This is a genomic window from Brooklawnia sp. (genome assembly GCF_049651565.1).
GTDB lineage: Bacteria > Actinomycetota > Actinomycetes > Propionibacteriales > Propionibacteriaceae > Brooklawnia.
Genome location: NZ_JBASCI010000009.1, coordinates 1 through 19,838, shown reverse-complemented (window position 1 = coordinate 19,838; position 19,838 = coordinate 1). Strand labels below are relative to the sequence as shown.

Genomic DNA, 19,838 nt, shown 5'->3' with positions numbered 1-19,838 from the left:
CGACTGTGGTCATGACGTCCTCCTGTCGTCGAACAGCCGTTCGATTCAATACCTAGTGTGCACCAGACCACTGACATTTTTCTAGGCCCGGGTCGGCACACTGGGTGACATGGACGTCTTCGACCAGATCATCTCCGGCGCCACCCCCGCTGAGGTGATCCTGCGGACCGACAGGTTCATCGCCTTCCTGGACGTCCGGCCGGTCTTCCCCGGCCACACCCTGGTCTGCCCGCTCGACCACTACGAGACCCTGTACGACCTACCCGTCGAGCTGTACGCGGAGCTGCTGATCGCCGCCCGCCGGATCGGCCTGGCCCAGCAGGCCCCCCTCGTCGCCGACGGCACCCTGCTGGTGACCAACAACGTGGTCAGCCAGTCCGTCCCGCACGACCACCTGCACGTGATCCCCCGGCGTCGCAAGGACGGCCTGCGCGGGTTCCTGTGGCCGCGCTCCCGTCCCACCGTTGAGGAGTTGCGTACCGTGGGTGACCAACTGCGGGCCGCGCTGACCGACGAGGAGGCCCGATGAGCGATGTGTTCAGCATCTTCATGCCGGGCCGTGCGCACTGGGAGGAAGTGAAGCGGGCCGAGAAGATGTTGCTGGTCGACTCCAAGGAGGGCGGCAGTGGTCCTGATCCGCTCCACCTCGACACCGGCACGATGGTGCTGCGCGACCGCACCGGCAGCGCAACGGAGGCGTCCACCGATATCGGCAACCCCTACCGTAGGCCCGCCGCGCAGCCCACCGAGCAGACGCAGAAGTCCGCGGCCGACGACATCACCACGATGCCTTCACCCGCGGACCCTGCGGATGAGTGCTAGCCGATCGGGCGAGCGATCAGCTGTTCTTCAGGTTCCGCAGCACGTACTGCATGATGCCGCCGTGCAGGTAGTAGTTGCGCTCCCCCGGCGTCTCGATCCGCACCACGGCCTCGAACCTGGTCTCCCGATCCGGCGCGGTCGCGATGACGGTCACCGTGGCCGGGGTGACGCCCGAGTTGAGCCCGGTGATGCCGCTGATGTCAAAGGTCTCCTCCCCGGTCAGGCCGAGGCTGTCGGCGTTCTGCCCTTCGGGGAATTGCAGAGGCAGCACACCCATGCCGATCAGGTTCGACCGGTGGATCCGTTCGTAGCTCTCGGCGATCACCGCGCGAATGCCCAGCAGCATGGTGCCCTTGGCCGCCCAGTCGCGTGAACTGCCCGAGCCGTACTCCTTGCCGGCCAGCACGACCAGCGGGGTGCCGGCTGCCTGGTAGTTCATGGCCGCGTCGTAGACCGTGGTGACCGGGGCGTCCGGCTGGCTGAAGTCGCGGGTGAAGCCACCCTCGGTGCCGGGCGCGATCTGGTTACGGAGCCGGATGTTGGCGAAGGTGCCGCGGATCATCACCTCGTGGTTGCCGCGCCGGCTGCCGTAGGAGTTGAAGTCCTTGCGCTGCACACCGTTGGCGATCAGGTACGCACCGGCCGGTGAGTCCTTCCGGATGGTGCCGGCCGGGCTGATGTGGTCGGTGGTCACCGAGTCGCCCAACTTGAGCAGCACGCGGGCGCCGGAGATGTCGGTGACCGGCTCCGGCTCGGCCGGCATGCCGTCGAAGTACGGCGGCTTGCGCACGTAGGTGGAGTCGGCGTCCCACTCGAAGATGTCACCCGATGGGGTGGGCAGCGTGCGCCAGCGCTCGTCGCCGGTGAACACGTCGGCATACGACTTGGAGTACATATCGGCGCTGACGCAGCTGCCGATCACCTCCTCGACCTCTGCCGGTGAGGGCCAGATGTCCTTCAGGTAGACGTCGTTGCCGGCCGGGTCCTGGCCGAGCGGTTCGTTCACCAGGTCGAGGTCCATCCGGCCGGCCACCGAGTAGGCCACCACCAGCGGCGGGCTGGCAAGGTAGTTCATCTTGGTGTCCGGGTTGATCCGGCCTTCGAAGTTGCGGTTGCCGGACAGCACCGAGACCACCGCGACGTCCTCGTTGGCCGCGGCGCTCACCTGCGGGATGAGCGGGCCGGAGTTGCCGATACAGGTGGTGCAGCCATAACCCACTACATGGAAGTCGAGCTTCTTCAGGTACTCGTCCAGACCGGCCCGCCGCAGGTAGTCGGTGACCACCTGGGAGCCGGGAGCCAGCGAGGTCTTCACCCAGGGCTTGCGCGACAACCCCTTCGCGACCGCCTTCTTGGCCAGCAGTCCAGCGGCGATCATCACGCTCGGGTTGGAGGTGTTGGTGCAGGAGGTGATGGCGGCGATCCCGACCACACCGTTGCGCAGCTTGACCTCGTTGCCCCCGATGGACGCACGCACCGTCCTGGTGATGTCGGAGGTGTACTGCGGCAGCACCGAGGCGAAGGCCTGCTTGGCGTCCGAGAGAGCGATGCGGTCCTGGGGACGCTTGGGCCCCGCGATGGACGGGACGACGGTGGACAGGTCGAGCTCGAGTTCTTCGGAGAAGTCCGGCTTGGCGTCGGGATCGAACCACATGCCCTGAGCCTTGATGTAGGCCTCGACCAGGGCGAGCTGCTGCTCGTCGCGTCCGGTGAATCGCAGGTACTCGATGGTCTGGTCGTCGATCGGGAAGATCGAGATGGTGGCCCCGTACTCGGGGGTCATGTTGCCGATGGTGGCGCGGTTGGCGACCGGCACCTCGGAGACACCGGGCCCGTAGAACTCGACGAACTTGCCCACCGCGCCGTGCTTGCGCAGCAGTTCGGTGATGGTGAGCACCAGGTCGGTGGCGGTGGCGCCCTCGGGCAGCTTGCCGGTCAGCTTGAACCCGACCACCCGCGGGATGAGCATCGAGACCGGCTGGCCCAGCATGGCGGCCTCGGCCTCGATGCCGCCAACGCCCCAGCCCACCACACCCAGCCCGTTGACCATCGGGGTGTGCGAGTCGGTGCCGACGCAGGTATCGGGGTAGGCGGTCAGCTCGCCGTCCTCCTCCCGGGAGAAGACCACCCGGGCCAGGTGCTCGATGTTGACCTGGTGGACGATGCCGGTGCCCGGCGGCACGACCTTGAAGTCGTCGAACGCGGTCTGTCCCCAGCGTAGGAACTGGTAGCGCTCGCGGTTGCGCTCGTACTCGATGTCGGTGTTGATGCGCAGTGCGTCCGGGGTGCCGAAGGTGTCGACGATGACGGAGTGGTCGATCACCAGTTCGGCCGGCGACAGCGGATTGATCTTCGCCGGGTCGCCACCAAGGTCGGCCATCGCCTCACGCATGGTGGCCAGGTCGACCACGCATGGGACGCCGGTGAAGTCCTGCATCACCACGCGGGCCGGGGTGAACTGGATCTCGTGGTCAGGCTCGGCGGTCGGGTCCCAACTGCCGAGGAAGGCGATGTCGTCATGGGTGATGTTCGCGCCGTCCTCGGTTCGCAACAGGTTCTCCAGCAGCACCTTCAAGCTGAACGGGAGGCGCTCCTGTCCCGGCACCTTGTCGAGCCGGTAGTAGGCGTATTGCGTGCCGTTGACCTCGAGAGTGTCCTTGGCGCCAAAGCTGTCGATGCTCATGCGTGCTCTCCCTGTCGTGAATTATCTTGATGTCAAGATACCACAGTAGATGTGCTTCCCAAGCATTGTCCCATCCGGCGCGGGCGGGCGCGGGGGCTGCGCCGACATCAAGGCCGCAGCGCACGACGTGGTGTCGCGGTTGTCTGGCAGTCGGTATCGGCGGGGCGAACCGTGGACCCGGACGACCCAGGTCATCTGGTCGGCCACGCCAGCGCGGCCTACGATGGCTTGATCATCGCTTCCTCACCGATGTGCAACCCGACAAGGGAGGTAACCGTGGGGCGAGGACGACGGCAGCAGGCGGACGGCGCGGGGCGTGTCGCCGTGGTGACGGGAGCGGCGTCTGGCATCGGAGCCGCCATCGCTCGGGCGTTGCTCGCTGATGGCTGGGCGGTGTTGGCCACCAGGATGCCGGACCAGCTTCCGGAGCCGGGAATGCAGCGGGCGCAGTTCATCGAGGTCGACCTGCTCGATGACGACGCCCCGCGCCTGATCGCCGAGCGAACCCGACAGGTGGGCGGTGCGCAACTGTTCGTCAGCTCGGCAGGCATCTCCCTGCCCGGGCCGGTCGAACTACGCGCGGACGACCTGAGCAGTGAGTTCGAGATCAATGCGGCCGCTCCGGCACGCGTGGCCGCTGCACTGCTGCCCCAGCTGCGGCACGCCGGGGGCCGGATCGTGGTCATCGGGGCAGGTCAGGGACGTGTGGCGTTGCCGTTCGGCGGCGGGTATGCCGCCAGCAAGGCAGGGTTGGCGGCGATCGTGGATGCGCTACGGGCCGAGGTGGCCGGCGATTCGATCTCGGTCAGCCTGATCGAACCTGGGGCTGTCCGCACCAGGATTCTCGACTCCAGTCGCGAGCAAGCTGTTTCGTTACTGGCCAACGCAACACCCGAGCAACGTCGACGCTACGAGGCCGGGCTCATGCGAACCCTGGAGGGCGCGGCCGGGGCGTTCGAGCAGGCGCTGCCCCCGGAACGGATCGCCAACCTGGTGGTCGGGATCACCCACTCCCGGTCACCAAGACCGGGCTACGTCGTCGGACGCGAGGCGTGGGCGCTGGCCGTGCTGGCGCACCTGCCGGCGAGTTGGCGGGCCCGCCTGGTCGGCCGGATTGCCCGTGGGCGGCCCGCTGTCGACGACACCGAGACCGAGTTGCAGAGGAGTTCGCTTTCATGACTCGCCAGCCAGTCGCCGAAGTGCTCGAACTGCCCGGGATGAAGCTGCACTATGACGTCCATGGTGACCTGACCGATCCCGGCCGGCAGCCGGTACTCCTCGTGTTCGGGTTCCCGATGGAAGCCGACGCGTTCGCCGCCTTGGCGTCCCGCATTGACGACCGGGTGGTTGTCACCGTTGACCCGCGTGGTGTCGGGCGCAGTACCCGCAACGCCGGGGATGATCGGCTGCTCGCACCGGACGACCATGCTCGCGACCTGGCAGCGCTCGTCGATGCCCTCGATGTGGGTCAGGTGGACGTCTTCGGCACCAGCGGCGGCGGTATCAACGCCCTGTCGTTCGCAGAGGCGTATCCGGAAAAGGTGCGGTTGCTGGTCTCGCATGAGCCGCCGCTCACCTGGCTGCTGCCCGACCGTGAGGCGATCCAGGCGGTGATCGACGACATCCTGGCCACCTACCAGGAGTCCGGATATGGGCCAGCGATGGCGAAGTTCATCCGGCTGGTCACCCATGACGGTGAGATCGGCGAGCAGTACCTCCGGCAGCCGCCGCCAGATCCCGCGAAGTTCGGGCTGCCCACCGAGGACGACGGGCTGCGCGACGACCCGATGCTGGCCGGCAGCCTGCACAATGGACCCGGCTATCGGCTGGACGTTGAGGCGCTCCGCGCCTTGGGCGACCGCGTCATCATCGCGGTCGGCGAGCAGTCCGGGCAGACGATGGCGGCCCGAGCAGCCCGGGCGGCGGCGGCTCTGCTGGGCCAGGAACCTGTGATGTTCCCCAGCCACCATGGTGGCTTCCTGGAGGGTGAGCCTGGACAAGCCGGCAAGCCGGACGAATTCGCGGCCCGGCTGCGTGCCGTGCTTGAGCGAAGCTAGCTGGGAGGTGGGTTTGACTGGTCGGAGCCGCAGTAGTTGATCTATCCGGTCTCGACGGCGGTCGCCGTCTGAAAGTGCTCGTTGGGCATTGGGATATCCAGCTTCCAGGTGATGGCGATCGGTGCTTCGCCCGAGTGGCTCACGTAATTGGCGGTCCCAAGCAGCAGGTAAGGCGCTCCCTTCCCGAACTCCCATGCCCTGCGCTCTCGGCTGAAGATCACTACTGAGGTCTTGGTTTTCCGCTGGTTAAGGTAGCGCCGGCCAGTAGGTGACGCCACTCTCGTAGACGACTGGCTCTCCCAGTGGAACAGCGTTGGCGATATCGCATAATCGGAGTACATGGTCGAGGGAGCGAATTCGGACTCCGATTTGTTGAGGGTGACCAGGAACGCGTCTGTCTTCCAGTCGTCAGACCACAGGACGCCCTCGCGGAAGTTCCCCGGCAGCCGGGCTGGCTTGGCATAGTCCAGCGCTGCCAGAATCTCCTCTCTGCTGTAACGGGCGTGGGCAACCAGGCCGGTCTGGCTTAGGTGCCCTTGCAATGGGCGTGGTATGTGGCGGATTCCGTCGGACAAGCAGTCCAGGATTTCGCGCAGCTCAAACCGGGAGCGCTGGTCCGCCCGCAACCGCTCCAGTGCGACCGAGTACGGCTCGGCCAGTTTTGGCCAGATCGAGTACAGCAACATGCGGGCGAACCGTTGCTGCTCGGAGTCCAGATCGTCGTAGGAAGGACGGCGATCCGAAAGCAGGAACCGGTACATGCTCAACCGGTGCGGATCGTCGACATGAGCAACCGCACGCCCGCGGCGAAGCAGCTTCGCATCGTGATTCTCTTCAGAGGGCACGGGCAGGCGAGCTTCCAGTCGCGCCTTCACCCAGCTCTTGTCCCACTGCTTGATTACATCGACCAGATCAATATCACCCTGCTTGAGGAAGTCGCCGAGCGAAACGTCTCCGATGGCGCGCAACTGGCTGACCACGTCCCGCCATCTGGAGACCACCTGCCGCTCGACGTTCGCGAGGATGAGCTCGGTCGACTGGCGATCGAGAATGATCTGACAACCTGAAGGCAGGAACGGGAACTTATGTTCAATGTGGTGGCTCAACTGCCCTCTCGGGATGCCAGTCATGGCAGTAAAGCGCTTGTCATATCTGAACTCGACGTTCTGATTACCGACGAAATCCAGCACCGTGAGTACTGCCTTATCCCGGATTCTGCGCAGTCCCCGGCCGAGTTGCTGCAGGAATAGTGTGGCGCTCTCCGTTGGCCGAAGGAATAGCAGGGTATCAATGTCCGGCAGATCAACACCCTCATTGAACAGGTCTGCGGTGAAGATGGCGTTGATCTTGCAAGTGCGAAGATCTTCGATGGCTTGGTGACGCTGGTCCTGAGGCGTCTCCCCGCTCAAGGCGACAGCTGGAATCCCAGCGGAGTTGAAAACACGGGCCATGTATTGCGCGTGTGCCACCCCGACGCAGAACCCCAAAGCTCGCATTTGGCCGGAGTCGGGCACCTTGTCCGCCAACTGCTTCAACACGATTCGGGCGCGGGCGTCATTGCCGGTGTAGAGACTGGAAAGCTGTTCGATGTCATACGATCCGCGCTGCCATGACACGCCGCTCAGATCGGTGCCGTCGTGGAGTCCGAAGTAGTGGAACGGGCACAGCAAATCGGCCTTCAATGCGTCCCACAGCCGGATTTCGGACGCCATCCGGCCGTCGAAGAAATCCTGGACGTCGAAGCCGTCGGTTCGTTCCGGCGTTGCGGTTAGACCCAGCAGCTCGCCTGGCTGGAAGTGCGTCAGCAGCTTGCGGTAGCTGGGCGCAGCAGCGTGGTGGAATTCGTCGATGACGATGACTTCGAATGCACCGGGTGCGAAGTTGGCTATGTCGGAGACGTTGAGGCTCTGTACGGAGGCGAAGACCTGCTGCCACTGAACGGGTCGTTGACCGGCTGCCCAGAGCTCCCCGAAGTTGGCATCTGATAACACTTCGCGATACTTCGCCCGAGCTTGCGCCAGAATCTCCTGGCGATGCGCAACGAAAAGCAGCTTCAGGCGACGTTTGGCGTCAGCGCATAACCGCTTGTAGTCGAGGGCTGCGACCACGGTCTTCCCGGTTCCGGTCGCAGCGACTATCAGGTTTCGATGCCGATTTTGAACCGTTCGCTCCACCTCGAGGTCTTCCAGAATCTGGACCTGGTGCGGGTAGGGCCGGACTTCGAGGCCTGACAGCGTGATGGTTTCCCGGCCTTCAACCCTGCCGGTACCAGCTTCCCGCAAGGCATGGCGCAGCCGTTCGGCGTCCCTAGCCGGGTCGTAGACCTCGAAGCGGTCGTCATTCCAGTAGGTCTCGAAGGTGACCCCGAACTTGTCGATCAATGTGGGGGTCGCTGTTCGGGTAAGCCGAACATTCCACTCGACGCCGTCCAGCAGCGCCGACACCGACAGGTTGGACGAACCGACATAGGCGGTATCGAAGCGACTGTTGCGGGTGAACAACCAGGCTTTCGCGTGCAACCGCGTCCTGTCCACCTCGTAGTTGACCTTCACTTCGGCACCATAGTCGCGGACCATTTTGTCGAGGGCATGTGCCTCGGTGGCGCCGAGGTAAGTGGACGTGATCACTCGCAAAGGGGAACCACGACGCCGAATCTCGCGCAGCTCGTTGTCCATGGTGCGCACACCGCTCCATTTGATGAAGGCGCACAACAGATCTACCCGGTCAGCGGAGTGCAGTTCCGATCTGATTTCATGACCGACGCTTGGGTCTTCTTTGGCGTTCGTGATCAGAGCGGGCTCACCAACCGGCAGCGACGGCAGTTCGCGGTAATGCTGCTCGACGCCCAACTGTTCGCCTGCCCGCAAGGCGATGAGCCGCCGTGGCTCATCGATGGCGTGTTCGTCGCCGGCAATCTCGGCAGCCATCCGATTGAAAAGCTCCACGCGCTCCGAAGCGTCTGATCCGGCCAGTCGAGTCCTCGCCAGCCGGGCCAGATGGCGAGCAAACATATCTGGCTGAGCCGCATCGTCAACATCTTCCCATTGCGGCTGCAATCCGCCGCCTTTGATACGGGCTGCCAGTTCCCGGGTGATCAGAACGTCGTACACGCCGGGCGGTAGCTGATCATGGTCTTCACGCACATCCGCCAGCATGGCACCAACCACCGACAGAAGTACGGAGTACTTGCAGGTCGCGACTCGTATACTGCAAAGCCTCCATGCATCCCTATGGCAGGAGCACCATGGAACTGGCAGACCGACTCAACAGACTGGGCACCGAAACCGCCTTCAAGGTCTCCGAGGTGGCAGCTCAGTGGGCGTCCCAAGGGCACACCGTCTACCCGTTCCACCTGGGTGACATCGACCTGCCGACGCCAGGCCGCATCGTGGCCGCAATGGACCGCGCCATCGCCGACGGCCACACCGGCTACTGCCCCGGGGCTGGCATCACCCCGTTGCGGGAAGCCATCGCCAACGACGTGAACACCAAGCGCGGCACCTCCTACACCGTCGACAACGTCACCATCCAGCCCGGCGGCAAGCCGGTGATCACGAAGTTCCTGCAGACCGTGATGAACCCGGGCGACGAGGTGCTCTTCCCCAACCCAGGCTTCCCGATCTACGAGAGCCAGATCGAGTACCTCGGCGGAGTGGGCCGCCCCTACCGATTCGTCCCCAGCCAGTCCGGGTTCGCCCTCGACCTCGACCACTTGCGCTCGCAAGTCACAGCACGCACCCGAGCGATCATCTACAACGACCTGCACAACCCGACCGGCGCCGACTCGACCGAGGCCGAGCGCGAGGCGGTCGCCCAACTTGCGCTCGAAAACGACCTGTGGGTGCTGTCGGACGAGGCCTACTTCGAGGTCCGGTACTCCGGCCAGAGCAAGTCCATCGCGTCCTTGGCCGGCATGGCCGAACGCACCGTCATCCTCTACACCTTCAGCAAGCGGTTCGCCATGACCGGTTGGCGACTCGGGGCAGGCATCACCCCACCCCCACTCACCGACTGGTTCTCCCGTTTGAACACCAACAACGAATCCTGTACCACCCACTTCGTCCAGTACGCCGGCCTGGCCGCCCTGCAGGACGCCGAAGCCGAGATCGGGCAGATCAGGTCGACGCTGCAGGCCCGGCGGGACGCCGCCTACGCCGAACTGTCCACCACCCCCGGCATCACGCTCACCAAACCGGAGACCACCTTCTACCTCTTCCCCGAGGTCAGCGAGGCGATGCGGATGGTGAACTCCGGTGACCTGGCCGACTTCGCCGACCGGGCGCTGCGGGAAACCGGCTGCAGCTTCTGCACCCGCAACCACTTCGGCCGTCCGCTATCCGGTGAGGACCGCCGATACATCCGGCTGGCCTACTCCGGCCTGTCCGCCCAGGCAATCTCCGAAGGCCTCGGGCGGCTGCGCAACTGGATAGGCTCGGCCAGCTGAGCCTCGATCGACTCCGGCCCCTGCTATCGGGGGTTGACCCGGGTTGACCACCCAATCCGCTCGCGAGTGGATGATTCGGCACGGTCTTGGCGCTACCTTCAATGCATGGTCAAGGACAGTCACAGTGCCGATGGCAAGAACAGCTTCACCGAGAAGATCGAGGTCGCCGGCGAGAACCTCGCTTCCACCGTCAAGAACCTGATGCAGGACGCCAACGTCCGCCGCATCATCATCCGCAACGCTGACGGCCGCCAACTGATGAGCATCCCGCTCGCAGTGGGAATCGCCGGCGGCGCGCTCGCGATCTTCATTGCCCCGATCATCTCGGCGGTCGCCGTGATCGGTGGCGCGGTCGCCAAGCTCAAGGTCGAGGTCGTCCGCACCGGCGAACGCCGGCGCTGACCCGTAAACCGCTGGACCAACCAAATACCGAAGGCTCAGCCCTGTCCGGCCACAGCAACCGTGCGCGGCCAGAACAGCAGAGCCAAGACACAAGCCACCATCGCGGCGCCCAGCACCGCGATGGTGCTTTGCGCTGCGGCGGTGAACGGCCCAACGTAGAAGTCAACCACGGTCTGGTGCCACGCCTCGACGATCAACAGGTGCCCACCCAGGAAGACGGCCACCGCCACGCAACCCGCCAGCCCCCACCCGGCTGCGGCGACCCGGCTCAACGCTGCGGACGCGCGCGTCCAGGCCTGGGTGGCGACCCCCAGCAACGCGCCCAGCAACCACATCAGCAGGGCGGCGTTGCGGGTACCCGCCGGCATCGAGATACCGACCTCGCCGGCTGGGTACCAGCCCGGGGTCAGGTACTGACCGGCCAGCAACGGCCCGGTCAACGTCCACTCCGGCACCGCTGGCACCAGCGCGACCGCCGCGGCCGCCATCGCGCACCCGGTACCTATCAGCACCGGCAACGCCGGCTCGGTGTTCGCCGCCGGACGCCCGGCGGTCGCCCACACCAGCAGGGCACAGATCAGCAGCGCCAGCCCGATCACGATGCCGGCCGCATCGAGCGGCCCGATGCCGGCCAGCCGTTCGATCAGCAGGGTCGACGGCTCGCGGCGCACCCGCACAATCATCATGATGAACCGCACCACCAGCGCCAGCGCCGCAACCGACAGCAGCGGCACATGCCACCTCGGGTACCGGTTGGCCACCACGAAGACCGACGCGCCCAGGGCGAGCACCACCGCGATCAGGTAGCCCCAGACGCCGGTCATGTCCCGGGGCGCCGACGGGCAGGGCTCCTGGTAGCACAGCACCATCGACTCGGGTCGAACCAGGTGCAGCACCCACAGCGCCAGGCCGACCAGCGACAGCGCCAGAGTGGCTACTCGTTCAGCGCCTTGTACTCGCATCGGCGTCCTTCCGTGCCCGCCGCTGCTTGCGATCGGCTACGTACAGGTCCCGCAGTTCAGGATCGTCCATCACAAGGTAGACCAGTCCGCAGTCCTGCGGCCCGGTGGCGCCCGGTTGGCACAGGCTGCACGGGTCGGCCGGCCGCAGCGGACATCTCGGAGTGGTCTTCACTTGGGATTTCATTTGTCGCCAATAGTACGTTCGCCCGCCGCGGGCGGCCCATTTCAGCGACTGGAACTGGCAACAAACTCCACGATTTCGGCGCTGGCGTCCACCTGGGCGTCCGGCCCGGTCGGCCAACCGTGATCGCCGTCGCTGGTGAGCAGCATCCGGACGCGGCTGTCCGCCTCGCAGTCCGACCACGTCCGCTCCAGCAACCCGGATGGCGCAACGGTCTCGCCCGGCTGGGTGCAGCCGTTCAGCTCGGCCCACCTGGTGACCACCTCGTCAAGGGTTGGCAACTCGTCCAGGGTCTCCACGCCCGGAAGTGGGGTGTCCTACGGTTGGTCCCCGAACGGCGGCACCACCGTGTCGTTCGCCGAGTGGATGCCAGGACCGACACCGGTTCTGCCGGTATGTAGGCGGATCTGGAAGCCGACGTCATCCACCTGCTGCTGCCTCCCCGCCACAACCCGCGACCGGGCGTCCTCAACAGCAGCCGTGGCCTCATCGACGCACGGCTCACCCCGTGCGAAGCGCTGGCTTCAGAAGGGGACGCCACACCGCACAATCACGTTGGCATAGGCAGTCGCCTCGCCGGTGCGCACGACTAGCACCGCGGCGGCCGATCTGGCCTTGAGCTCTTCATGGCTGATGGTTTCGGGCTCACCGAAGCACTCCGCGACCAAGGGCTGGATCGCGGGGTTAGCATCGACGGTCTCCTCGGCGATCCACGCCTGCTCCACGACAATCTCGTCCGCAAGCGCACGCACGACGTCGGCGAAGCTCGGGACGCCGAAAGTCACGGCCAAGTCCACCACTGGCACGCCGGGAGGGCGCGGTAGCCCGCAGTCCCCGATGACGATGAGGTCGGTGTGTCCGAGCCGGGCCAGGGCAGCCGACAGGTCGGCGTTGAGGATGCCGCGCCGCTTCATCGTCCCCCCACCCCTTCCGCCGCGCCCGATTTCATGGCCGCGCCGCTCAGCTCCGCGGCGCTCGGGTATGAAGCCTGCGCACCTGGGCGCTGGACAGCCAGCGCGGCGACCCGGGTCCCGAGCGCCAAGGCCTCACGCAGGCCTTCGCCGGACGCAAGCGCGGTGGCCATGCCGCCCACGAAGGCGTCGCCAGCACCGGTGGTGTCCACCGCAGTAACCGCCTGGGCTGGCTGGGTGATCTCCTCGCCGTCATGCGCCACGGCCAACGAGCCCTCGGCGCCGAGCGTGACCACGACGCTGCGTGCCCCGCGCGCTAAGAGACGCCGGGCCAGTACCGCGGGCCCGATGCCTTCCTCCGGCCCTACCCCTGCGACGATCGCCGCCTCGGTTTCGTTGACTACCAGCGGGTCGCACGTTGCGAGCACCTCGTCGGGCACCTCTGCTGCGGGCGCCGCGTTGAGCAGGAACCGCACGCCGATCTGGCGGCAGCGCGCCGCGACACTCTTGACGGTCTCGAGGGGCACCTCGTGCTGCATGACGACAAGCTTGGCGTCATGCAGCACGGCGGCGCACTGGTCGAGATACTCCGGGGTCACGCGGCGGTTTGCGCCTGGCGAGACCACAATGGAGTTCTCGCCGTCGGGAGTGACCATGATCATGGCCGTACCGGTCGCGTCCGAAGTGGCGGCGAGGCCTGAGGTGCCCACACCCGCGGCGTCCAGCGACGCACGGAGCATCTGGCCCGTGGTGTCTGACCCGACGCAGCCGATGAACTCCACCGCCGCACCAAGGAGCCCGGCCGCGACGGCCTGGTTGGCTCCCTTGCCGCCGGCGGCGATCACCAAGTCGGATCCGAGTACGGTCTCCCCGCCGCCGGGACGCCGATCCACCTGGACGATGAGATCGGCGTTGGCGGAACCGATGACGACGATGGTCACGGGGCGGAGTCCTTGTCGAGGACGACCACCGGGACCGAGATCGCCTGCTCGACCGCTTCGCCGCGGGCCAGCTTCACGGCTGCCTCGACGGCCTGCTTGCCCAGTTCCTCCGGCTGCTGGGCGATCGACGCGTACATCGTGCCGGCCTTGATCGCTGCCACGCCGTCATCGGTGCCATCGAAGCCGACCACCTTCACATCGCCGCCTGCGCGCGCGCCCAAGGCTTGGATAGCGCCGAGCGCCATCTCGTCGTTCTCGGCAAAGATACCCACGGCCTGCGGGTGTGCCTGCAACAGGTTGGTGGCCACGTCGAGGCCCTTGGTGCGATCGAAGTCGGCGGGCTGCTTGGCCACGACCTCGATGTCGGGGAACTGCGCGATGCCCTCCTCGAAGCCTTGGCCACGCTCGCGGGACGCCGTGGTGCCGGCCACGCCCTGCAGCACGATGACCTGCCCGCTTTCGCCGATGGCTTCGGCGAGCGCCTCAGCCGCCAACTTGCCGCCGGCCACGTTGTCGGAGGCGACGAACGCGTTCACCTCGGCACCATTGACGGCGCGGTCCACCGCAACAACGGGGATGTTGGCTGCGATGAGGGGGGAGACGATCGGGCCCGCGGCGTCGGAGTCGACAGGGTTGATCAGCACGGCCTGGACCTGCTGGGTCTGGAAGTTCTGCACCTGATTGGCCTGCTGGGTGGCGTCGTCGCGGGCGTCAGTGACGATCAGCTCTGCTCCGGCGGCCGCGGCCGCATCCTGGGCTCCCTTCTGCAACGAGACGAAGAACGGATTGTTCAGCGTCGAGATGGACATGCCGAGCTTGACCTGCTCGCCGTCCCCGCCGGAGGCGGTGTTCGACCCTTGGGAGCAGCTGGCCAGCAGGAGTGCGCCCACCGCCAGCGCAGCGGCGATGCGAACGCGCGGGCGGGGACGGGACGTGGATCGGGACATGGTACGGGTTCCTTTCGGTGGTTGGGTTGATGAGGTGGTCATGCCGACTTGCGGCGCAGGGTGTCAGTGAGAACGGCGAGAGCGATCACGATGCCGATCACGACCTGCTGCCAGAAGGAGGAGACGTTGAGTAGGTTGAGGCCGTTGCGGATCACGGCCAGCACAAGCGCCCCAACGAAGGTGCCGAAAGCCCGCCCCTTGCCACCGGCCAGGCTGGCTCCTCCGATGACGACTGCGGCGATGGCGTCCAGCTCGTAGCCGGCGGCGGCCTGCGGCTGCCCCGAGACCAGACGGCCGGCAAGCACCAGGCCGGCCACCGCAGCGAAGCCGCCGGAGAGGGCGTAGATGATGAGCTTCTGGCGTCCGACGTTGATCCCGGACAGCCGGGCTGCCTCCTCGTTACCGCCGATGGCGTACATGCATCGGCCCACGTAGGTGCGGTTGAGGATGAACGCGGCCAGGACGCCGAGCACGACCATGACGAGCAGCGGTACCGGGAGCCAGCCCCACAGGGTCGATCCGAAGAAGGCCACCTCGGGCGGCTGCGGTACCGGGACGCCGTTGGAGATGACGAGCGCGAGCCCTCGGGCGACGGACAACATGGCCATGGTGGCGATGAAGGCTGGCAGGCGCCCATAACTGATCAGGGCGCCGCTCACCAGGCCGGTCGCCACCCCGGTACCCAGCCCCAGCAGGATGGCGACCCAGGCGGGTAGGCCGAGCGTGGCGGCACTGTATCCGGTGACGATTGCCGACAGCGCGGCAACCGATCCCACCGCCAGGTCGATGCCAGCGGACACGATGACGAACGTCTGACCGAACGCGAGGATTGCCACGACGGCCGCCTGGGTCCCGACGTTGATGAGGTTCTGGGGGCTGAGGAACACCGGGCTGAGGATGGCCATGATGATGACCAGCACCAGCAGGGCACCGAGAGCCCCCTGCTGACGGAGCATCTCTCGGGTACGGCCCGACAGGGCTGCGGCGCGGGCTGAGTTGTTCGGCGCGGCGGGGGCGGTATCAGTGAGCACGGGTGGACTCCATTTCTTGCACGGCCAGGGCCATGACGGCGTCCGGCGTCGCTTCTTCGTGACTTAGTTGGCCGACGATTCGGCCTTGGGCCATGACCAGGATCCGGTCGCTGATTCCAAGCACCTCGGGCAGGTCGGACGAGGCCATGAGGACGCCGCGGCCTGAGGCGGTCATCTCGTTGATGAGGTTGTAGATCTCGACCTTGGCGCCGACGTCGACGCCGCGGGTCGGTTCGTCGAGCAGCAGCACAGTGGGGTCGGCCAGGAGCCACTTCCCCATGACGACCTTCTGCTGGTTTCCGCCCGACAGGTTCTTGACGGCGACATTGGCGGACGGCGTTCGGATGCCAAGGTTCTTGATCCCCCGCCGGGCGAGGTCGGCGAGGGCACGCCTATTGACCAGCCCGCCTGATGAGGCGTCCCTGAGTTTGACAAGACCCAAGTTCTCCCCCACCGACGCCCCCAGCACCAGCCCCTGCTGCTTGCGGTCCTCGGGGACCAGACCCAGGTGCTGGCCGATCGCGCGCCCGATACCCCGGGCCCGGCTCTTCTTACCCCGGACAGCGATGCTGCCGGAGTCGAAGTCGTCGGCCCCGAAGATGGCTCGTAGCACCTCGGTGCGCCCAGCACCGACCAACCCGGCCAGGCCTACCACCTCGCCTGCTCGTACCTCGAAGCTGACGTCTTCGAACCGGCCCTTGGCCGTGAGGCCCTCAACCGCCAGCAGCGTCTCGCCGACCTCGCCGCGCACCCTTGGGTACTGGGCGTCTATCGACCGGCCGACCATCAGCCGGACCAGTTCGTCGGTCGATGTCGAGGCGGGCACCGTGGTGATGGACTGTCCGTCGCGCAGCACGGTCACCCTGTCGCCGATGCGCCGGATCTCGTCGAGGTGGTGGGAGATGAAGATGATGGCCACACCCCGCGAGCGCAGCTCGTTCATCAGGTTCAGCAGCCTGTCGACCTCGTCGTCGGCGAGCGCGGCCGTCGGCTCGTCCATGATGAGGATGCGAGCGTCGAGGCTGAGTGCCTTGGCGATTTCGACGAGCTGCTGGCGAGCGACGCCCAAGCTGGAAACGGGAGTCCGCGGGTCGATCGCGAGCCCGACGCGCGACATCGCGGTGGTGGCCAGGCGGTTCATCTCGCCGGTCTTGACGACACCCGCAACCCGCGGCTGACGTCCGAGCATCACGTTCTCGGCCACGCTGAGCTGGGTGACCAGGTTGAACTCCTGGTGGATGGTGGCGATGCCGAGCCGCTCGGCGTCCGCGGTGCCGTGGAGGTTCACCGGTTGTCCGTCGACGAAGATCCTTCCCTCGTCGGGCTGGTGGACGCCTGCCAGGCACTTGATCAACGTGGACTTGCCGGCACCGTTCTCGCCGAGTAGTACGTGTACCTCTCCGGGCACGAGGTCGAAGGAGACCCCGCCCAGGGCGACGACACCGGGAAAGCGCTTGACGATCCCCTCGACGCGCAAGATGGGGGCTGCATCACTCATGGGCATGCCTTTCTGACGCGTGGTGGGCCACGCGGGGTGCGGTGGAGGCGCGCAGGTGCAAGGTGCAAGCGATGCGCGTGGCGGAAACCTCGTGGCCGTTGATCCGGTCGAGGAGCGCCTCGAACGCATGGCGTCCGAGTTCGCGCGTGGGTTGTGCAATAGCCGTCACAGAAGGCCGGAGCCAGGCGAACATGTCGAGGTCATCTATGCAGGCCAGGGCGATGTCGTTGGGCACCGACGGAACGCCGCCGGCGTGAGTCGTCAGCGCCTCAAGTGCGCCGAGGGCCATCTCACCGTTGGAGATCAGCAGCGCCTCGGGAGTTGTCCGCTCGTCGAGCATGCGCGTCATGCACGCCAGCCCGGACTCTCGTCTGAACGTGCCGGCCCAGATGCGCTCGGGCGGCAGCTCGATGCCGTGGACCGCGAGCGCACTGCGAAGGGCGTCCACTCGCTCGCGGGCGGTGCCCGCCGCACGTGAACCGGCGATGACGCCGATGTCGCGGCGCCCGGTCGCCACCAGGTGGTCGACGAGCTGAGTGATCGCGGGAGCGGTGTCGGAGGCGATCAGGGGGGCATGCACGTCGTTGGCCGGGCGGTCGAGGAGGACCAGGTGGCGGTTCAACTCGGCGGCCTCGCGTAGCAGCTCGGAGGTTTCGATGGTGGGGACGACGATCATGCCGTCAACTTGACGCTCGAGCAGGGTCTGCACGTAGAGGTCCTGTTGCTCAGGCTTCTCGTCGGCATTGCCGACGATCATCAGGTAACCAGCCTCGCGGGCGGCATCCTCGACCGCGCGAGCCAGTTGGGTGAAGAAGGGGTTGAGCAGATCAGACACGACCAGGCCGATCGTGCGAGTACCGGTACGGCGCAGCGCCCGCCCCATCGCGTTGGGCCGGAAGCTGTGCTCCTCGGCCGCGGCGAGGACCTTTTCGCGCATCTGCGGCGAAACGGACTCGTGATTACTGAACACCCGCGAGACCGACGCAACCGACACGCCAGCGGTGTGCGCTACGTCCTTGATGGTTGCCATGTGACTGCCGTCCAGTATGGATGTAAACGATTTCTGTAATCGATTACATGCAGCGTAGACAGCCTGCCGGCACGTGTCAAGTGTTTCGGCGCTGGAGTCAGCAGGAGAGGTAGCCGACTTGGGGCGATCACCTTGTTGTGGCTGCGACCACTTCGTTCAGGAAGTCGTCCAACCCCCGTCCACCACCAGCATCTGGCCGGTGATATAGCTGGACGCGTCGCTGGCCAGGAACAGCGCCGTGGTCGCCATCTCGCTGGGCTCGGCCAGGCGTCCCATCGGAATGCGCGCCAGGATCGCCGCCGACTTCTGCGGATCGGAGAACAGCGCCTCGGTGAGCTCGGTGCGCACCCAGCCCGGCGCCACCCCGTTGCAGCGGATCCCGCGACCCGACCACTCCTTGCTGAGCGCCCGCAGCACTCCTCCGATCCCTGACTTGGCGGCCGCGTAGGCCGGGATGTCAGGCACCACCGACTGCAGGTTGTTCAACGAGCCGATGAAGACGTGGCTGGCCGGGCGTCCGCTCGCCAACTGGCGGCGACCCAGTTCCTGGCTGATCAGGAACGGGGCGGTCAGGTGCACCCGGATCAGCCGATCCCATTGCTCGACAGGGTAGTCAACTGCCGGTTGACGGTGCTGGAAGCCGGCGGCGTGCACCACGATGTCGATCGGCCCGCCCAGCGCCGCCTCACAATCGTCGACCAGCTTCACCGGCGAGACCGTCATCACGTCGGCCGGCACCGCCACCGAGTTCGGCACCTCCGCGGTCGCCGCCGCCAACTGCTCTGCGGTGCGGGAGACCAGCGCCACCTGCGCGCCGGCCTCGCCCAGCGCCCTGGCGATCGCCATCCCGATGCCGCGGCCACCGCCGGTGACGATGGCGCGGCGTCCGGTCAACTTGAACAGGTCCAGTACGTCAGTCATTGAGGATCCTCCGGCTCTTGGGTTCATCGGTCCAGTCCACGTCGCCATAGTCTGCCAGCGCCATCCGGGTGCGGTGAATGTGCAACCGCACCAGCGCGGACGCGGCGTCCGGATCACGACGGCGCAGCGCGTCGACGATCAGGGTGTGCTCGGCGCAGGTTGAACGGAACGCCTCGTCGGGCATTCGACGCACCAGTTCGCGGCGGTACGGCTGGGTGGTGTTCCACAGCCTGGTCACCAGCTCGGTCAGGAACGGGTAGGTCGCGCCGGCATAGGTGAGCAGGTGGAACTCCCGGTCCAGCGACATGAACTCCCGCAGCCCACGGGCCCCGCCGGTCGCCTCGATCCTGTCGGCCAGTTCGGCGGCCCGGTCGATCTGCTCGGCGCCGAGGTGGGGCAGCGACTCCACTATCACCATCGGCTCAACCGCCTCGCGCAGCTTGTAGCACTGCTCGAACTCCTCGGCGTCCAGGCCTGCCACCCAGGCACCGGAGTGCGGCTTGACGATCACCAGGCCCTCGGCCTCCAGCGCCCGCAGCGCCTCCCGGATCGGCATCCGGGAGGCCCCGAACTCGGCCGCCAGCAACTCCTGCCCGAGCCGCGAGCCCGGCGCCCGGTCGCCGTCCAGGATCTGCTCGCGCAACTCCTGCACGATGCGGGACGCCTGCACCGTGCGGGCAGCCGTCAGATCCTCAACATGGCTCACAGCTCGGGCCGGGTCGGGTTCCACAGGTGACGCGCCCGCTCGGCCTGGTAGGCCTTGCCATCGGGGAAGCTGACCAGTTCCATCTGCATGCCCCACGGGCTCAGGAAGTACACCCAGCGCTGGCCCTTGGCCGGGCCGCTGCTGTGGGTGGGCTCCCCCAGCACCCGAACGCCGCTGTCCTTCAGATACTCGATCGCGGCGTCGATGTCGTCGACGTAGAACGCCAGGTGGTGGCCGCCGACGTCGGAGTTGGCCGGCTGCTGCTCATTGCGGCCGTCCAGTTCATACTCGAAGATCTCGAA

Annotated in this window: 20 protein-coding genes; 6 read left to right on the top strand and 14 right to left on the bottom strand. The window is 66.5% G+C overall.

All coding sequences use genetic code 11. The features are described from left to right. The first annotated feature begins 109 nt into the window (after positions 1 to 109). Positions 110 to 529, top strand: coding sequence for an HIT family protein (locus WBL05_RS00470; protein WP_424223032.1), 420 nt, complete (start codon positions 110 to 112; stop codon positions 527 to 529). Beyond that, on the top strand, positions 526 to 822 hold the full coding sequence (locus WBL05_RS00465; RefSeq protein WP_424223031.1) for a hypothetical protein: 297 nt from the start codon (positions 526 to 528) through the stop codon (positions 820 to 822). Before WBL05_RS00470 ends, WBL05_RS00465 begins: the two co-directional genes overlap by 4 nt. A gap of 16 nt (positions 823 to 838) precedes the next feature. Here WBL05_RS00465 and acnA read toward each other — a convergent pair whose 3' ends face one another. After that, the gene (gene acnA, locus WBL05_RS00460; protein ID WP_424223030.1) at positions 839 to 3,505 is read right to left on the bottom strand and encodes an aconitate hydratase AcnA; all 2,667 of its coding nucleotides are present in this window, start codon (positions 3,503 to 3,505) and stop codon (positions 839 to 841) included. Between the two features lie 276 nt (positions 3,506 to 3,781). On the opposite strand from acnA, the gene WBL05_RS00455 reads away from it, so the two are divergent. Then, entirely contained in the window at positions 3,782 to 4,684 is a 903-nt protein-coding gene (locus WBL05_RS00455) for an SDR family NAD(P)-dependent oxidoreductase (protein ID WP_424223029.1), read from the top strand. Further along, complete coding sequence (locus tag WBL05_RS00450) at positions 4,681 to 5,562, top strand: alpha/beta fold hydrolase (protein ID WP_424223028.1); 882 nt, start codon at positions 4,681 to 4,683, stop codon at positions 5,560 to 5,562. Before WBL05_RS00455 ends, WBL05_RS00450 begins: the two co-directional genes overlap by 4 nt. A 41-nt stretch (positions 5,563 to 5,603) precedes the next feature. On the opposite strand, the gene WBL05_RS00445 is transcribed toward WBL05_RS00450, so the two are convergent. Beyond that, entirely contained in the window at positions 5,604 to 8,717 is a 3,114-nt protein-coding gene (locus tag WBL05_RS00445; protein WP_424223027.1) for a DUF3427 domain-containing protein, read from the bottom strand. A gap of 89 nt (positions 8,718 to 8,806) precedes the next feature. Between WBL05_RS00445 and WBL05_RS00440 the strand changes: the two genes are divergently transcribed. Together WBL05_RS00440 and WBL05_RS00435 are read left to right on the top strand one after the other, a co-directional pair. After that, on the top strand, positions 8,807 to 10,006 hold the full coding sequence (locus WBL05_RS00440; RefSeq protein ID WP_424223026.1) for a pyridoxal phosphate-dependent aminotransferase: 1,200 nt from the start codon (positions 8,807 to 8,809) through the stop codon (positions 10,004 to 10,006). Between the two features lie 105 nt (positions 10,007 to 10,111). Beyond that, on the top strand, positions 10,112 to 10,408 hold the full coding sequence (locus WBL05_RS00435) for a DUF4342 domain-containing protein (RefSeq protein ID WP_424223025.1): 297 nt from the start codon (positions 10,112 to 10,114) through the stop codon (positions 10,406 to 10,408). Positions 10,409 to 10,443: 35 nt separating this feature from the next. On the opposite strand, the gene WBL05_RS00430 is transcribed toward WBL05_RS00435, so the two are convergent. The 12 genes from WBL05_RS00430 to WBL05_RS00375 all read right to left on the bottom strand — a co-directional run. After that, the gene (locus tag WBL05_RS00430; protein ID WP_424223024.1) at positions 10,444 to 11,370 is read right to left on the bottom strand and encodes a hypothetical protein; all 927 of its coding nucleotides are present in this window, start codon (positions 11,368 to 11,370) and stop codon (positions 10,444 to 10,446) included. Next, positions 11,351 to 11,554, bottom strand: a complete 204-nt coding sequence (locus WBL05_RS00425) for a DUF6767 domain-containing protein (protein WP_424223023.1) — start codon at positions 11,552 to 11,554, stop codon at positions 11,351 to 11,353. The genes WBL05_RS00430 and WBL05_RS00425 overlap by 20 nt, the downstream gene beginning before the upstream one ends. Before the next feature lie 41 nt (positions 11,555 to 11,595). Continuing rightward, positions 11,596 to 11,850, bottom strand: a complete 255-nt coding sequence (locus WBL05_RS00420; protein ID WP_424223022.1) for a hypothetical protein — start codon at positions 11,848 to 11,850, stop codon at positions 11,596 to 11,598. Positions 11,851 to 12,075: 225 nt separating this feature from the next. After that, positions 12,076 to 12,465, bottom strand: a complete 390-nt coding sequence (gene rbsD, locus WBL05_RS00415; protein WP_424223021.1) for a D-ribose pyranase — start codon at positions 12,463 to 12,465, stop codon at positions 12,076 to 12,078. Further along, positions 12,462 to 13,403: a ribokinase gene (gene rbsK / locus WBL05_RS00410; RefSeq protein ID WP_424223020.1), complete on the bottom strand. Its 942-nt coding sequence runs from the start codon at positions 13,401 to 13,403 to the stop codon at positions 12,462 to 12,464. The genes rbsD and rbsK overlap by 4 nt, the downstream gene beginning before the upstream one ends. Beyond that, positions 13,400 to 14,350, bottom strand: coding sequence for a substrate-binding domain-containing protein (locus WBL05_RS00405; RefSeq protein ID WP_424223019.1), 951 nt, complete (start codon positions 14,348 to 14,350; stop codon positions 13,400 to 13,402). The genes rbsK and WBL05_RS00405 overlap by 4 nt, the downstream gene beginning before the upstream one ends. A gap of 38 nt (positions 14,351 to 14,388) precedes the next feature. Then, complete coding sequence (locus WBL05_RS00400; RefSeq protein ID WP_424223033.1) at positions 14,389 to 15,306, bottom strand: ABC transporter permease; 918 nt, start codon at positions 15,304 to 15,306, stop codon at positions 14,389 to 14,391. Between the two features lie 64 nt (positions 15,307 to 15,370). Next, a complete protein-coding gene (locus WBL05_RS00395) occupies positions 15,371 to 16,879 on the bottom strand; it encodes a sugar ABC transporter ATP-binding protein (protein WP_424223018.1) in 1,509 nt (502 codons plus the stop codon). Continuing rightward, positions 16,872 to 17,909 carry a LacI family DNA-binding transcriptional regulator gene (locus WBL05_RS00390; protein WP_424223017.1) on the bottom strand — a complete coding sequence of 346 codons (1,038 nt, stop codon included), beginning with the start codon at positions 17,907 to 17,909 and terminating at the stop codon, positions 16,872 to 16,874. The genes WBL05_RS00395 and WBL05_RS00390 overlap by 8 nt, the downstream gene beginning before the upstream one ends. Positions 17,910 to 18,065: 156 nt before the next feature. After that, positions 18,066 to 18,830: an SDR family NAD(P)-dependent oxidoreductase gene (locus WBL05_RS00385; RefSeq protein WP_424223016.1), complete on the bottom strand. Its 765-nt coding sequence runs from the start codon at positions 18,828 to 18,830 to the stop codon at positions 18,066 to 18,068. Next, entirely contained in the window at positions 18,823 to 19,536 is a 714-nt protein-coding gene (locus WBL05_RS00380) for a GntR family transcriptional regulator (protein ID WP_424223015.1), read from the bottom strand. Before WBL05_RS00380 ends, WBL05_RS00385 begins: the two co-directional genes overlap by 8 nt. Then, positions 19,533 to 19,838 (bottom strand): VOC family protein (locus tag WBL05_RS00375; protein ID WP_424223014.1); only part of this gene is annotated, 306 nt, incomplete at its 5' end. The genes WBL05_RS00375 and WBL05_RS00380, both read right to left, overlap by 4 nt.